This is a genomic window from Brooklawnia propionicigenes, from assembly GCF_030297015.1.
Lineage (GTDB): Bacteria > Actinomycetota > Actinomycetes > Propionibacteriales > Propionibacteriaceae > Brooklawnia > Brooklawnia propionicigenes.
Map to the genome: position 1 here is coordinate 2,945,101 of NZ_AP028056.1, position 14,551 is coordinate 2,959,651.

Sequence of the window (14,551 nt, forward strand, 5' to 3'; positions counted from 1 at the left end):
GGACGGAGAATCGTGGACAACCTGATGAAGGCCCGAGAGACAGACTCCACGGCGGCGAGCGTCCACAAACCACGGTGGTGGTTGAGGGTCCTGCTCCCGGCTCTCATCATCGTCGCGTGGCTGACCGCCGCAGCCATCGGAGGCCCGCTGTTCGGCCGGATCGACGAGGTCTCATCCAATGATCAGAGCGCCTACCTGCCCGCCTCGGCCGAATCCACTCGGGCGGGCGTCCTCGCGCGGGACTTCTACGATTCCGAGGACATCCCGGCCCTGGTCCTCATCGTCGCCGACAACGGAACTCTCGACCAGACCCAGCTCGACGCGATCTCCGGCACCGCTCAAGAGCTCGGGGGCCTCGAGGGCGTCTCCGAGATCTCCCCGCCGATACCTTCGGATGATGGCGCTGCGGTGCAGATCGTGGCGCTGATCGATTCAGCCGGCGACACCACTGCCACCGTCGAGGCCATGCGAGACCTGCTCGGCAGTGGTCCGGCGGCCGGGCTCAGCGCATATGTCACCGGACCAGCCGGACTGGCGGCCGACCTGATGGATGCCTTCGGTGGCATCGACGGCATTCTGCTGGCAGTAGCCCTGGCCGCGGTGTTCGTCATTCTGCTCATCGTCTACCGCTCGATATTCCTGCCGGTCACCGTGCTCATCACCAGCATGTTCGCCTTGTGCGCGGCGCTGCTCACCGTCTGGCTGCTGGCCCGTTCCGGCCTGTTCCTGCTCAATGGTCAGACCCAGGGGATTCTCTTCATCCTCGTCATCGGCGCGGCGACCGACTATTCACTGCTTTATGTATCGCGTTATCGTGAAGAACTCCTGCAGTACTCGGACAAATGGCAGGCCGCAAAGAAGGCTTGGCTGGGCACCGTAGAACCGGTTGCCGCCTCGGGTGGCACCGTGATTGCGGGATTGCTCTGTCTCGTGCTGAGCGATCTGAAATCCAACAGCGTGCTGGGGCCGGTGACCGCCATCGGCATCGTCTTCGCCATGCTCGCGGCCCTCACTCTGCTCCCGGCTCTGCTGGGCCTGTTGGGACGCGTCGCGTTCTGGCCACGCATTCCCCGGTTCGATCCCGGCAGCGAAGGTGAGGAGCACATCAACCGGACCGGCATCTGGGGACGTACTGTCGGGTTCGTCGAACGGCGTTCGCGTCCCATCTGGATCCTCACGACAGTGGCCCTGCTGGTAGGTGCATTCGGGGCCACGACCTTCCAGGCCCGTGGCGTGCCCGACACAGACCTCGTCCTCAGTGCCTCCCAGGCTCGCGACGGCCAAATTGCGCTGGCACGCCATTTCCCTGCGGGATCGGGGAGTCCGGCGACCGTGATCGTGGAGCAGTCCGAGCTTGACGCGATTGTCGGACTCTTCGCCGCTGATCCCGGGGTCGATTCCATCTCGGTGATCACCAGCGATTCGCCGAGCGGGCAAGCGCCGATCAGCCCTGACGGCATCACCCCACTCGGCCCGAATCGTGACCCCGAACCGACGGTGGTGGACGGGCGAGTGCTGCTCCAGGTCACCTTGTCGGATCCGGCGGACTCGGATGAGGCTCTGGCCACCATCGAACGGCTGCGATCCGATGCCCGGCAGGTCGCCCCGGACGTGCTCATCGGTGGCCCGACCGCAACGACCCTGGACACCACAATCGCCTCGATCCACGACCGTAATCTCATCATCCCGATCATTCTGATCGTCATTCTCGTCATCTTGATGCTGCTGCTGCGCGCGGTTGTCGCGCCGATCCTGCTGATCGCCACAACGATTCTGTCGTTCGGCACGGCACTGGGGGTATCCGCAGTCGTGTTCAATCACATTCTGAAGTTCCCCGGCGCCGACCCGGCTGTCCCGCTTTACTCCTTCGTCTTCCTGGTGGCATTGGGGATTGATTACAACATCTTCCTCATGACCCGGATACGCGAAGAGACTCGCACGCATGGCACCCACCAGGGGATCGTCCGTGGTCTGGCCATCACGGGCACGGTGATCACCTCGGCAGGAGTCGTGCTGGCGGCGACCTTCGCAGCACTGGCCGTCATCCCGATTCTGTTCTTGGCTCAGTTGGCCTTCATCGTCAGCTTCGGAGTGCTGCTCGACACCTTCATCGTGCGGACGCTGCTCGTGCCCGCGCTGGCGCTCGAGATCGGACCCAGAATCTGGTGGCCGTCCCGGCTGGCCAGACCAAAGCCTAGGTATGCAGTGGACGCACAGTCAGCGACTGCTGAAGCATCCCCACCGGACCACCCAGATCATGCAGCACCGAACTGGTCAGCCCCAGCCCATCGGGCCCGAAACTGACCCGGGTGTCCAATCCGACCCATCGTCCCTGGGGTTGGGTGAACAGGTGAACTGTCCACTCGACGTTCGGGTACATCCAGTCGGTCGGCTTCTGACGGATGGCGATGCCATTGGCGGCGTCCACCAGTGCGCAGAAACTGGCGAGCGGACTGACCGGTTCGCCGGTCACAAGCTCGACATCGGTCGTGAGCCAGGCGCATCCTCGTCCGGGTTCGACCGGCCCGACCCGCTTACCTCGCAGACTCGCGATGAACCCCCCGGGCCAGATGTCCGACATCCGGAAGTCGGGCTGGGTTTCGGGATCGGGCAGAGGGTCGAACGGTGATCCCGCGACCGCGCTGGTGTCCTCGGTGCTCAGCAACCAGGCCCGCCCGCGAATGATGACCCGGCCGATGGTCATGGTGGTCTCGATGAGTTCGATCGTGCGTCCTGGACGAACCACCTCGGTGTGCATTTCGATGGTGCCGCGGGGAATCTGACCCAGCAACTCGAAACTGAAACGGCTGAATCGCATCGCCGGATCGAGATGGGCCTGTCGCCAGCGCTCCATCTCGTGCACCACCAGCCCGGCGACCGGGGCGAGATGCAGTTCGTCCTCCCGCCAGGTACCGCCCGCGTGTTCGGTGGGGGAGTAGCAGTGCGGGCCGAGACGGACGAAGTAAGCGTTTTCTTCAGCGTCGATCGGTCGAGTCACGAACAGACACTGTATCGAGTGTTGGCTCGGCCACGCGACTCTTGCCATCTGCTGATCCGCTGGCAGGAAGCGACCGGGTGTCGGGCAACCGCCGTTCAGTTCATCGCTCAAACATCCTCCCGCCCTCAGCAATGATGGGAGAATCGATGGGTGATGTCAGCCGAGCCGCCGAGAGCTGGAGAGCTGCTGGTGTCCACCTCGGGGGGCAACCAGGAGTTCTTCGATCAGTCCGTGGTGCTCTTGTTGGACTGCGACCACGACGGGGCGTTGGGCGTCACACTCAACAAGCTCGCGGGCACGTCTTTGGAGGCGGTGTTGCCCGATTGGACGGCCCTGGTCGCACCACCGCGGGTGCTTTTCGCGGGCGGACCGGTCTCACCCCAGGGCGCGGTCTGCGTGGCGAAACTGCAGGATCCCACCGAAGAGCCGCCGGGCTGGCGTCCGGTGATCGGTGACATCGGCCTGCTGCACCTGGACACACCGGTGGAGATCGCCAGCGGCGGCTACACAGATCTGCGCATTTTCGCCGGCTACTCCGGGTGGGCGCCCGGCCAACTGGACGAGGAGCTCGCCCGTGGCGCCTGGTTCCGGATGCCCAGTCGCGACGAGGACATCTTCACCGCGGACCCGACGAGCCTGTGGCGCCGGATACTGCGCAGGCACGGCGGGACACCGGCGCTGCTGTCGACCTGGCCGAAAGACCCCGAACTCAACTAGAGCGGGTTACGAAAGCTGCTGGCCACGTTCACGGACGATGGCGGTGCGGACGGGGGCGCGCGGGGTTGCGAGTCCGCACGGCCGGTTGTCCAGCTGGCTAGGATGGCAAGCAACCGACTGCAACGAGGGGGCATGAGCACTTCCGTGGGTCCGATGGGCAATCAACACAAGATCCTGGTGGTCGATGACGACGCTGCCCTGGCCGAGATGCTGCAGATCGTCCTGCGGCAAGAGGGCTTTGACACCGAATGGTGCGCGACCGGTGACCAGGCATTGAGCGCATTCCTGCAATACCAGCCATCGCTCGTGTTGCTGGACGTGATGCTGCCCCGCATCGACGGCATCCGGGTCTGCCGTCAGATCCGCGAACTGTCGGGCATACCGATCATCATGCTCACTGCCCGGACCGACACCACTGACGTCGTTCGAGGTCTTGAGGAAGGCGCCGATGACTACGTTTCGAAGCCGTTCAAGACCAAGGAACTGATCGCCCGCATTCGCACCCGGTTGCGCGCCAATGTCCCCCCGGAGACACCGGCCCCCGAGTCGTTGCGTATCGGTGATCTGGAGGTCTCCACTCTGAGTCATCAGGTGAGTCGCGACGGCAAGCCGATCAATCTCACCCCCCTCGAATTCGATCTGCTGGTCGCATTGGCGAAGCGTCCCAAACAGGTGCTCACCCGTGAGGCCCTGCTGGAAGAGGTCTGGGGATACCGGCATGCGGCGGACACCAGGCTGGTCAACGTGCACGTCCAGCGGCTGCGCTCCAAGGTCGAACACGATCCCGAACACCCCGAGATCGTGGTCACCGTTCGTGGTGTCGGCTATCGCGCCGGTGAGCAGGCCGCGGGCGACGACTGATGAGCGGGCGACCGCCGCGTTGGTATGTCACGCTGGCTCGTCTCGTGCGTGCCGTCTGGGGGTCGTCCCTGCCGTTGCGGGTGATCATCATGACCATGGTGGCGTCCATCTTCGTGCTGCTGCTGGGTGGGTTCGTCTATCTCAACCAGGCGAAGAACGACCTGGTGGAGGCGAAGAAGCAGGCGTCGGTCGTGGAGGCCCGCGGTGCGCTGTACCGGATGCAGAACCAGCTGGACGACACGGATCTGGGCAGTGATTCGCTGCTGGAACGGCTCGGCCAATTGGCCAGTGAGGTGGGCAGCCAGCCCAGCCAGTTCAGCGTGATGATCGAGACGGCCGCCAGCAGCTATATGTCGCGTGGCCTGCAATCCGACAGCGTGCCCGATGAGCTTCGTGAGGCGCTGGCGGCCGACGTGGAGGGTGTCTATGTCACCCTCACCCAGGTGCGCTACACCGACGGCACGGCAGAGCCGGCAGTGGTCGTCGGCGGACATCTGTTCGCGCCGTCGGGACAGGCGTTTCCCGTCTACTTCATCTTCCCGGCCAGCACCGAACAACAGACCCTGCACATGCTGCAGCGCGATCTGGTGTCGACCGGGGTGCTGCTGATGATCTGCCTCGGGGTGATCAGCTACGTGATCGCCCGTGAGATCACCAAGCCGCTGCGCACCACCGGTGAGGTCGCCGGACGCATCGCCGCCGGCGATCTCGACCAGCGGATGAAGGTCAAGGGCACCGACGAACTGGCCAGCCTGGCGACCTCGATGAACAATATGGCCGGTGAACTGCAACACCAGATCGGCCGGCTGGAGGACCTGTCGCGAGTGCAACAGCAGTTCGTTTCTGACGTCAGTCATGAGCTGCGTACCCCGCTGACGACCATGCGGATGGCCACCGAGGTCCTGCATGAGTCCCTCGACAGCTTCAGTCCGCAGCTGGCGCGCAGCGTCGAACTGCTACATGACCAGGAGGAGCGCTTCGAGTCGATGCTCGGCGACCTGCTGGAGATCTCGCGCTTCGATGCCGGGGCCGCCGACCTGACCACCGACGACATCGATCTGGGTGACCTGGTCGAGGCCGAAATGCATGCTCAGCAGGCGATGGCCGCCGCGGTGGGTTCCGAACTCGTACTGCACCGTACCGGGCCCTGCGTGGTCGAGGCGGACGCCCGGAGAGTGCAACGCATCGTCCGCAACCTGCTCAGCAACGCCATCAGTCACGGCGAACACCGGCAGATCACCCTCACGGTCGCCGGTGACCTGCGGGCCGTGGCGCTGACCGTGCGCGACTACGGGGTGGGTTTCGAGCCGGAACAAGCCGACCAGGTCTTCCGGCGCTTCTGGCGTGCGGACCAGAGCCGCAATCGCATCGTGGGTGGCACCGGTCTCGGGCTGGCCATCTCGCTGGAGGACGCCCGGCTGCACAACGGCTGGCTGGAGGCCTGGGGGCGTCCTGGGGAGGGCGCCCAGTTCCGGTTGACGCTGCCGCGCAACCAGCAGATCGTCCTCGGCTCGTCGCCACTGCCATTGGAACCGACCGGGCGCGAACTCGTCGCAGGTCAGCCGGGCACGCCCTCGCACCAGGACGGGATCCAACCATGAAGCGTCTCACCATCGCGGTCTGGGTGGCCGTGACCCTGGCCCTGGTGCTGGCCGCCTGCGGGCGGTTTCCAACGTCGGGACCGATCGAGACCGTTGGGGACGGCGGCAGCGGTGAGCGCCCGACCGGCATTGACGTCGCCGCGCAACCCCCATCCGACGGGGCAAGCCCTGAGGCGATTCTCGAGGGGTTCTTCGCAGCCTCCGAATCGCCGGCCGACGGATACGCGGTGGCCCGCCAGTACCTCACTGATCAGGCGGCGAGCAGCTGGCGTCCCGAGGACGGCATCAATATCTACGACTCCAGCGGCCAGTCGCGGGTGATCACTGCCGACGGATCGGCCGTCGTGCGGGCATCGCTGGTCGGCCGACTCGGTTCGGACCATGTCTTCACCGCCGTCCGGGACACGGAGTACAACCACAATTTCGAGTTGACCACAGTCGATGGGCAGTGGCGGATCAACAATCCGGGCGAAGGCATTCTGATGTCGCGGCAGCGTTTCCAGCAGGCATTCCAACCGGTCTCGGTCTACTTCCTCAGTTCGGCGGGCAGCCGGCTGGTGCCCCAGCAGGTCTTCTTGCGGCAGGCCGAGTTCGGCTCGTCCGCTCCGGACGCGCTGGTCCGTGCGGTTATCCGGGGACCCGGTGTCTGGCTGCGTCCCGCGGTGCTCAATGCACTGCCGGACGATGTGGCATCCAGCGGTACCTGGGTGGGCGATGACGGCATCGCGCGGCTGGCCCTGAGCGAGGAGATCGAGGCGCTCAGTGCAGATCAGCGGGTGCAGGCCGCCGCGCAGCTGTTGTTCACCTTGTCGTACTTCGAGTCGATCAAGGGCCTGCAGATCAACGTGAACAATCGTCCCCTGTCGATTCCGGGTGCCGACGATGACGGCATCATCGGATTCGGTGCGCTGTCCGGGTACAACCCCGAGCGGCCGCGCGCACCGCGCGATCTCTACGCGATCCAGGGTTCGGGAATCGTCAGGCTCCCCGAAGTCGCCGGAACGGCTGCGGTAGCCCTGCCCGGGCCACTGGGAGCCGGCTGGGACCAGCAACCGGGCAGACTGGCCGTCTCCTGGCAGGGCACGCTGGTCGGCGTGGTGAACTCGGACGGCACGAATCTGTACCGTGCTGCCACCATCGATGGGGAACCGGTGGAGGTCTATCACGGGTCCGCTTTGGCCAAACCCCAGTTCGACAGCGCGGGACGGCTGTGGACGCTGGACAACACCGCTGACGGGGTGGTTGCCGTGCAGGTCCCCCAACAAGGAACGCCGCTGCTGGTGCCGATCCCCGAGATCGGCGGGGGCCAGGTGCTCAGTTTCCGGATCTCGCCGGATCTGACCCGGATGGCGGTGATCGTCCAGAACGGGCAGACCCAGCAGTTGGGGTTGTTGCGCCTGCGCGGCAGCGATCAAGGAACCATCGATGGATGGCGGGAGCTGCCGTTGAACACCGCGGCCGGCCAGATCGTCGCCTTCGGGGATGTGGCGTTCCTGTCGTCGGGGAAGATGATGGTGCTGGGAGCCAGCGAACGCGACGCCCAGTTGAGCGTGTACTCCTTCGATGTCGATGCGGCCCAGGTCACATCCCAAGGGCCGCTCCGAGACGTCGACGTGGTGGCGTTGACCGCTATGCCGCTGGACGGCACGGTCGCCGCAGCAGTGGTCACCTCGACGAGGCTCGCTCTGCGCTATGAAGCCCAGTATCGCTGGGAAGAGCTGCTGGGCGATGTCAGCGACGCCGCCTACCCGAGCTGACCTGTTCAACGACCGCGAGTCTCGACGTCCGGTTCTCAATGTGCGGAGGCTATCCACAGACGGGCACAAGGTTGACCGATCCGGACGGTGACTCACCAATACTTGCGGCATGCCAGTGACTCTTCCGGCGGCATTGCACCGACTGCGTGATGCCGCGGCCGACCTGACGCTCGGCTCTGGTTGTCCCGGCTGCCGGACGCCGGGCTGGGGGCTTTGCGAAGCGTGCCGCCGGCAGTTGCCGTCCGGCGCGCACCTGGTCGAGCGTCCGGGGTGGACCCAGATGCCACCGGTGGCGGCCTGCGGCTGGTATCGAGAGCCTCTGTCGTCGATCGTCATCGCTCACAAGGACGACGGGGCCTGGCAGCTGGCCGGGCTCTTGGGGGGTCTGCTCGGCCAGGCCGTGGGCGGGCTGAATCCGGCGGAGTGCGCTCACGTGCTGCTCGTTCCGGTGCCGTCCGACCCGGCCGCCGTGCGCAGGCGCGGCTATGACCATTCGAGCGCACTCGCTAAAGCAGCCGGCCGCAGGCTCGGCCTCGGGGTTCGTCCGCTGCTGCAGCGCGCCCGCGCCGCAGCCGATCAGGTCGGTCGCGGCAGGGACGATCGGTTGCGCGCACAGCAGGGCACCATGGTGGCTGCAGCCGGTGCATCGGCGGCGCTGATCGTGACCGATGACGTAGTCACGACGGGGTCAACGATGAGCGAAGCAGTGCGGGCATTGCGCGCTGCGGGGTACCTCGTCCGGGGCGCAGCTGTGGTCTGCGACACCCCCAGATGGGCAACTCCTCGTTAACCGCCTGAGCTGCCATCGAGATGAGTAACGTTGGTGTATGGCACGATCTATTGGAACGTCGACCAGCAGCTTCAGGGCTCAGGAAGGCGTTTCTGGTGGGTCGTGCCACGTATTTTCCGCCCCGGCGGTTTGAGCCGCCGAACGGCCGGCCGGAAACGGCTGGTCCGGACAAGGAAGGAATGATCATGGACGTCAGTATCACCGGCAGGCATCTGACCATCTCCGATGCGACCCGTGAGCAGGTCAGCGAAGAACTGACCGCGACTGTCGAGAAGCTCCGCGATCGCGTAATCCGTGCCGAGGTCGAGTTCACTCAGACCGATTCCAAGGGTGATCCGGATGGTCAAATCCGGTGCGAGATCACGTTGCGAGGCAAGGGACCGGTCATCCGGGCCGGCGCCAATGCGTCCGATAAAACGATCGCCTTCGATCGTGCGGAAGAGAAACTGAAAGCGCAGCTGCGCAAGGCCGCCGACCGGCGGAAGAGGCACCGTGGTCTGCGCGCGGCCAAGGAGTTGGCTGATCTCGACCTGGCGATGATGGCCGTCGAAGAGAGCCTCGACGAACAGGTCGCAACGCGCAAGGTGGGCAGCGGCCTGGAAGTCACCGGGGATGGCCCGCTGGTCGTGCGCGAGAAGCGGTTCAGCACCGTTCCGTTGACCTTGGCCCAGGCACTCGACGAGATGGAACTGGTCGGTCACGACTTCTTCCTCTATGTCGATGCCGAGACCGAGGAGCCGAGCGTGGTCTACCGCCGCAAGGCCTACGACTACGGGGTCATCCACCTGTCCGTCAGCTCCGAACGCTGACCGGATGGTGAGCGAGCTGGTCGGCCGGTGAGGTAGACACAATCGGGGGCGTTGCTCATCAGCAGCGTCCCCGATCCGGCTCGGCGGCCGTGCAGGTCGGTCCGGCACGGTGTAAGCCACAGCGACCACGAACTACACTGGTGGACGCTGCTGTCATAGGCGCGCATCCGGTGCGTCCAGCGGCGAGGACTCAGCAAAGGACGTATCCCGTGGGTTTCATGGACCGCCTGCTCAGTGTCGGCGAGGGACGCACGCTGAAGCGAATGCAGAAGATCGCTCAGCAGGTCAACGACATTGAGGACGACTTCGTCGCGATGGACGACGAGGAGTTGCGCTCGCAGACCGCTGATTTCAGGCAGCGTCTGGACAACGGGGAAGACCTCGATCGGCTGCTTCCGGAGGCTTTTGCGACCGTGCGCGAGGCATCGAACCGAGTGCTCGGCAAGCGCCCGTTCGATGTGCAAGTGGTCGGCGGTATCGCTCTGCACGAGGCGAACATCGCCGAGATGAAGACCGGTGAAGGCAAGACGATCGTCGCGCTGATGCCCAGCTACTTGAACGCGCTGGGCGGCGAGGGCGTGCACGTCGTCACCGTCAACGACTACCTGGCCCAGTATCAGTCCGAGCAGATGGGCCGTGTCCACCACTTCCTGGGGCTCGATGTCGGCGTCATTTTGTCGCAGATGACCCCCGCGCAGCGCCGCAAGGCCTACGGTCGCGACATCACGTACGGCACGAACAACGAGTTCGGTTTCGACTACCTGCGCGACAACATGGCGCTGAGCCCCGACGATCTCGTCCAGCGCGGCCATCACTACGCCATCGTCGACGAGGTCGACTCGATCCTGGTCGACGAAGCCCGTACGCCGCTGATCATTTCCGGTCCGGCTACCGAGAACAAGCAGTGGTACCCGGTTTTCGCCCGGCTTGCCCGCCGGCTCCAGCGTGATCTCGACTACGAGGTCGACGAGAAGAAGCGCACCGTTTCGGTGCTCTCGCACGGCATCGAGACCACCGAGGACGTCCTAGGTGTGGAGAATCTCTACGAGAGCGCGAACACACCGCTGATCGGCTATCTGAACAACTCGATCCGCGCCAAGGAGCTCTTCCACCGCGATCGCGACTACGTGGTTGCTCAAGGTGAGGTGCTGATCGTCGATGAGCACACCGGTCGTACCCTGATCGGGCGTCGTTACAACGAGGGCCTGCACCAGGCGCTGGAGGCCAAAGAGGGCGTCACCATCAAGGACGAGTACCAGACGCTGGCCACGATCACCTTGCAGAACTACTTCCGCATGTACAACAAGCTCGCCGGCATGACCGGTACGGCCAAGACCGAGGAGAGCGAGTTCCAGAAGATCTACGGTCTGGGCGTGTTGGAGATCCCGACCAACAAGCCGATGATCCGGGCCGACAAGACCGACCTGATCTACCGCACCGAGGCCGCTAAGTTCGATGCGATCGTCAAGGACGTTGCCGAGCGCTATGAGAATGGTCAACCGGTGCTGATCGGCACTGCCTCGGTCAACAAGTCCGAACTGCTCAGCAAGCAGCTGAAGAAGGCCGGCATTCCGCACGAGGTGCTCAATGCCAAGCAGCATGCGCGTGAGGCCGCGATCGTGGCGATGGCCGGACGCAAGGGCGCCGTCACGGTGGCCACCAACATGGCTGGTCGTGGTACCGACATTATGCTCGGCGGCAACCCGGAGTTCCTGGCCGATCAACTCCTGCAGGACAAGGGCATCGACCCGGTCGAGCAGCGCGACGAATACGAGGCCGAGTGGCCCGACACGCTCGAGGAACTCAGCGAGAAGACCGAGGAAGAACACGAAGAGGTCACGGCGGCCGGCGGCCTCTATGTGATCGGTTCGGAGCGCCACGAGTCGCGGCGAATCGACAACCAGTTGCGAGGCCGTTCCGGACGTCAGGGCGACCCGGGGGAGAGCCGCTTCTACCTGTCACTCGAGGACGATCTGCTGCGGTTGTTCAAAGGTGAGGTCATTGAGCGCGCCATGATCTCGCTTAACGTTCCCGATGATGAGCCCATCGACATGAAGATGATCACCCGGGCCATCGAGAGTGCACAGAAGCAGGTCGAGGCGCAGAACTTCGAGATGCGCAAGAACGTCTTGAAGTACGACGATGTGATGAACCGTCAGCGCCACGCCATCTACGGCGACCGCATGAAGGTGCTCAAGGGGGCCCCCGTCGACGAGCAGCTCCGGCAGACCGTCGACCGTGTCGTACGAGCCGGCGTCCAGCAGTTCACCGCCGGGTTGCCGGATGACTGGGATCTGGACGGGCTGTGGGCCGAGATGCGCAAGCTCTACCCGGTCGGCCTCGACCAGGACGAGTGGGAAAGCGTCGACGACGAGACCGAACTGGCTGATGCGTTCGCCGAGGACGCGGCGCGCGCCTACGACACTCGCGAGGAGACCCTCGGCGAGGAGAACATGCGCGAGCTGGAGCGCCAGGTCTGGCTGACCGTGCTCGACCGCAAGTGGCGCGAGCACCTGTACGAGATGGACTACCTGCGTGAGGGGATCGGCCTGCGGGCCATGGCCCAGCGCGATCCGCTGGTCGAGTACCAGCGCGAGGGCGCCCAGATGTTCGACCAGATGCGCGATGGTTTCGCCGAGGAGGTCGTCGGTTACCTGTTCAATATCGACGTGCAGGTCGTCCCGGATCAGCAGGCCGAGTTGACCACCGAGAGCGCCGCCGCGACCGCCGGAAAGCTGGCCGCCACCCAGCTGCGAAATGCGGCAGCATCGTCGGCCGATGAGAAGGCCCAGGCGGGCAGCGCCGTCGCCGCGGCGGAGCAGAAGCCGGCCGCCGAAGCCCAGGACCATACCGCGGCGCCGAAGCGCGCCGCGAAGGTGCGGATCAAGGGCGCCGAGACAGCGGCCGATACCAGCAAGCTCAGCTACTCCGCGCCCGACGAGCAGGGTGATACCAGCAAGAAGGTGAGCACGTCGACCAGCACTGATCCGTACGCCGGAGTCGGGCGCAACCAGCCCTGCCCGTGCGGTTCGGGCAAGAAGTTCAAGATGTGTCACGGACGCAACCCGAACGCCGCCTGAGCTGATCGGTTGTCCAGTGCTGCCCGGTGCGGCCCGCTATGGATGCGGGACCGCGCCGGGCAGCAGCACATTCAGCTGACGGCAGCTCCAGCGTCCGGCCCGCGACACCAGGCACAGGGTCGCGCACAGCCGGCCGCGCCCGTAGTCGAAGTGCAGTTGGCCCTCGACGCGCTCGGGTGAGACCTCGATGAGGTTCATCCTGTTGAGGCGTATCCGCTCGCCGCGGTGCGCCTGCGTCCAAGCCATCAGCCGTTCGCACTCGGCAGCGGACAGCCACTGCCTGAGCTGCTTGGGATCGCGGTGACCGGTGAGAGTCTCCGCGACCAGCCGGGCCGCATTTGTGGCGATCGCCTGTGCTGGCGCGGGCGCCGGGTCGGCTTGCCGGGCAGTCTCCTGGCCCAGCTCGGCCAACTGGTCCCAGCCGTGCATGCTGAGACGCTCATCGTGTGCGCACATCGTGTGGATGATCAGCGGTGGGGTGAATTCCATGCCTCAGCATGACCCCATCCGGGCCTGTCATGGCGGCCGCTCGGCCGATCTGTGGATAAGTTGGCTTTCGTGAGACTTGCCTAGACTCGATCACAGGACCGGACGAGGGAGACCCGATGACAGAGCGAGTACTGGTGTGCGTACCTGTGGACACCGATCAGGCGCGTCAGATCGCTCGCGGGCACAGGATCGACGACCCCCTGCAGGCATTCACCGCGGGCCCCCTCCTCTACGAGACCTTCGGGCTGCAGCCGTCGGACGATGAGGAGGCGGAGTACGCGACCTTGCTGTTGGCCGGCCTGTGGGGCCTCATCCACCACGGGCAGCGGCTCGTGTTGACCGCGATGGTGGATCCGCAGACCCTCAGTCCGGGCGAGGAAACCCCCAATGGCGGCGTGACGCTTGCCGGCCTCGGTGCGGGCTCGGTCGAGGCCTGGTTCAGCGACGACGACCAGGCACCCATCGAGGCGGTTTGCGCAGCGGTCGGCGGGCTGGAGCTTGACGAGGCCTGGGAGTTGCCGGAGGTGGCAGCGCTTCATGCCGATCACGATCTGGCCTGGCATTCTGTCACCGAACTACCCGAGGAGTGAATGATGCCCAGAGCGATGTGGGAAGGCGCGGTTTCTTTCGGGTTGATCGTCATACCCGTCAAGCTCTACGGCGCCACCGAGCCCGTCGACGTGCCATTGCATCAGGTGCACGGCGTCGATGGTGGGCGGATCCGCTACCGCCGGGTCTGCGAGATCTGCGGGCAGGAGGTGCCCTACGATCAGATCGACCGAGGCTACACCGCAGCCGATGGACGCGTGGTCGTGCTCACCAAGCAGGACCTGGAGCAGCTGCCGCTGGCGAGCAAGGGCACGGTCGAGATCTCCACCTTCGTGGACGAATCGGAGATCGACCCGGTCTATTTCGAGAAGACCTACCTGATCGAGGCCAAAGGCGTCGGCGTCAAGCCGTATGTACTGCTGCGCGACGCATTGGCCAAGACCGGTAAGGCCGGCGTGGTCAAGGTGGCGCTGCGCACGCGGGAATCGCTGGCGCTGATCCGGCCGCGCGGAGACCTGCTGGTGATGGACACGATGCTGTGGCCGGACGAGGTCCGCGATCCGTCATTCGCCGCACCGGATACCGAGGTGCATGCCAGCCCTGCCGAGGTGACGATGGCCGAGACGTTCATCGGTCAGATGTCCGGGCATTGGGAGCCGTCCGAGTACACCGACAGCTATCGGGCGGCTCTGGAGGCGCTGGTGACAGCCAAACTCGAGGGCGCGACGGTTCCCGAACCGGTCAAGACCGAGGGCGGTGGCGAAGTCGTCGACCTGATGGCCGCTCTGCGCGCGTCGGTCGAGGCGGCCAAGAAGCGCGGTCACGCATCCTCGGGCAAGTCCTCGGGTTCGGACAAGGACGAGGCAGCGGCGGGCTGAGACTGCCCGGCTGCCCGATCAA

The 14,551-nt window shown here is 65.2% G+C and carries 12 protein-coding genes; 10 read left to right on the forward strand and 2 right to left on the reverse strand.

The window, feature by feature from the left end:
• Positions 1 to 24 precede the first annotated feature (24 nt).
• Positions 25 to 2,304: an MMPL family transporter gene (locus QUE25_RS13580; RefSeq protein ID WP_286265894.1), complete on the forward strand. Its 2,280-nt coding sequence runs from the start codon at positions 25 to 27 to the stop codon at positions 2,302 to 2,304.
• On the opposite strand, the gene QUE25_RS13585 is transcribed toward QUE25_RS13580, so the two are convergent.
• Positions 2,195 to 2,998, reverse strand: a complete 804-nt coding sequence (locus tag QUE25_RS13585) for a thioesterase family protein (RefSeq protein WP_286265896.1) — start codon at positions 2,996 to 2,998, stop codon at positions 2,195 to 2,197. The genes QUE25_RS13580 and QUE25_RS13585 overlap by 110 nt on opposite strands.
• 153 nt (positions 2,999 to 3,151) lie before the next feature.
• On the opposite strand from QUE25_RS13585, the gene QUE25_RS13590 reads away from it, so the two are divergent.
• The 7 genes from QUE25_RS13590 to secA all read left to right on the forward strand — a co-directional run bounded on the left by QUE25_RS13590 (position 3,152) and on the right by secA (position 12,613).
• Entirely contained in the window at positions 3,152 to 3,715 is a 564-nt protein-coding gene (locus tag QUE25_RS13590; RefSeq protein WP_286268578.1) for a YqgE/AlgH family protein, read from the forward strand.
• Between the two features lie 132 nt (positions 3,716 to 3,847).
• Positions 3,848 to 4,576, forward strand: a complete 729-nt coding sequence (gene mtrA / locus QUE25_RS13595; protein WP_286265898.1) for an MtrAB system response regulator MtrA — start codon at positions 3,848 to 3,850, stop codon at positions 4,574 to 4,576.
• Positions 4,576 to 6,177: an MtrAB system histidine kinase MtrB gene (gene mtrB / locus QUE25_RS13600; protein ID WP_286265900.1), complete on the forward strand. Its 1,602-nt coding sequence runs from the start codon at positions 4,576 to 4,578 to the stop codon at positions 6,175 to 6,177. The genes mtrA and mtrB overlap by 1 nt, the downstream gene beginning before the upstream one ends.
• A complete protein-coding gene (locus QUE25_RS13605; protein WP_286265902.1) occupies positions 6,174 to 7,934 on the forward strand; it encodes an LpqB family beta-propeller domain-containing protein in 1,761 nt (586 codons plus the stop codon). The genes mtrB and QUE25_RS13605 overlap by 4 nt, the downstream gene beginning before the upstream one ends.
• A 109-nt stretch (positions 7,935 to 8,043) precedes the next feature.
• The gene (locus QUE25_RS13610) at positions 8,044 to 8,724 is read left to right on the forward strand and encodes a ComF family protein (protein ID WP_286265904.1); all 681 of its coding nucleotides are present in this window, start codon (positions 8,044 to 8,046) and stop codon (positions 8,722 to 8,724) included.
• A gap of 185 nt (positions 8,725 to 8,909) precedes the next feature.
• Positions 8,910 to 9,533, forward strand: a complete 624-nt coding sequence (hpf, locus tag QUE25_RS13615) for a ribosome hibernation-promoting factor, HPF/YfiA family (protein ID WP_286265905.1) — start codon at positions 8,910 to 8,912, stop codon at positions 9,531 to 9,533.
• Positions 9,534 to 9,742: 209 nt separating this feature from the next.
• Complete coding sequence (gene secA / locus QUE25_RS13620; RefSeq protein WP_483413702.1) at positions 9,743 to 12,613, forward strand: preprotein translocase subunit SecA; 2,871 nt, start codon at positions 9,743 to 9,745, stop codon at positions 12,611 to 12,613.
• A gap of 36 nt (positions 12,614 to 12,649) precedes the next feature.
• Here the strand turns inward: secA and QUE25_RS13625 are convergent, their stop codons facing one another.
• Positions 12,650 to 13,102: an Rv3235 family protein gene (locus tag QUE25_RS13625; protein WP_286265907.1), complete on the reverse strand. Its 453-nt coding sequence runs from the start codon at positions 13,100 to 13,102 to the stop codon at positions 12,650 to 12,652.
• Positions 13,103 to 13,218: 116 nt separating this feature from the next.
• Between QUE25_RS13625 and QUE25_RS13630 the strand changes: the two genes are divergently transcribed.
• A complete protein-coding gene (locus QUE25_RS13630) occupies positions 13,219 to 13,692 on the forward strand; it encodes a DUF6912 family protein (RefSeq protein ID WP_286265909.1) in 474 nt (157 codons plus the stop codon).
• A gap of 3 nt (positions 13,693 to 13,695) precedes the next feature.
• Entirely contained in the window at positions 13,696 to 14,529 is an 834-nt protein-coding gene (ku, locus tag QUE25_RS13635) for a non-homologous end joining protein Ku (RefSeq protein ID WP_286265911.1), read from the forward strand.
• Positions 14,530 to 14,551 lie beyond the last annotated feature (22 nt).

What these genes read in the sequence shown, in the direction of transcription:
- QUE25_RS13605 (WP_286265902.1), top strand. Translation starts at nt 6,174, where the DNA reads ATGAAGCGTCTCACCATCGCGGTCTGGGTGGCCGTGACCCTGGCCCTG.
- QUE25_RS13590 (WP_286268578.1), top strand. Translation starts at nt 3,152, where the DNA reads ATGTCAGCCGAGCCGCCGAGAGCTGGAGAGCTGCTGGTGTCCACCTCG.
- hpf (WP_286265905.1), top strand. Translation starts at nt 8,910, where the DNA reads ATGGACGTCAGTATCACCGGCAGGCATCTGACCATCTCCGATGCGACC.
- QUE25_RS13610 (WP_286265904.1), top strand. Translation starts at nt 8,044, where the DNA reads ATGCCAGTGACTCTTCCGGCGGCATTGCACCGACTGCGTGATGCCGCG.
- mtrA (WP_286265898.1), top strand. Translation starts at nt 3,848, where the DNA reads ATGAGCACTTCCGTGGGTCCGATGGGCAATCAACACAAGATCCTGGTG.
- mtrB (WP_286265900.1), top strand. Translation starts at nt 4,576, where the DNA reads ATGAGCGGGCGACCGCCGCGTTGGTATGTCACGCTGGCTCGTCTCGTG.
- QUE25_RS13625 (WP_286265907.1), bottom strand. Translation starts at nt 13,102, where the DNA reads ATGGAATTCACCCCACCGCTGATCATCCACACGATGTGCGCACACGAT.
- QUE25_RS13580 (WP_286265894.1), top strand. Translation starts at nt 25, where the DNA reads ATGAAGGCCCGAGAGACAGACTCCACGGCGGCGAGCGTCCACAAACCA.
- ku (WP_286265911.1), top strand. Translation starts at nt 13,696, where the DNA reads ATGCCCAGAGCGATGTGGGAAGGCGCGGTTTCTTTCGGGTTGATCGTC.
- QUE25_RS13630 (WP_286265909.1), top strand. Translation starts at nt 13,219, where the DNA reads ATGACAGAGCGAGTACTGGTGTGCGTACCTGTGGACACCGATCAGGCG.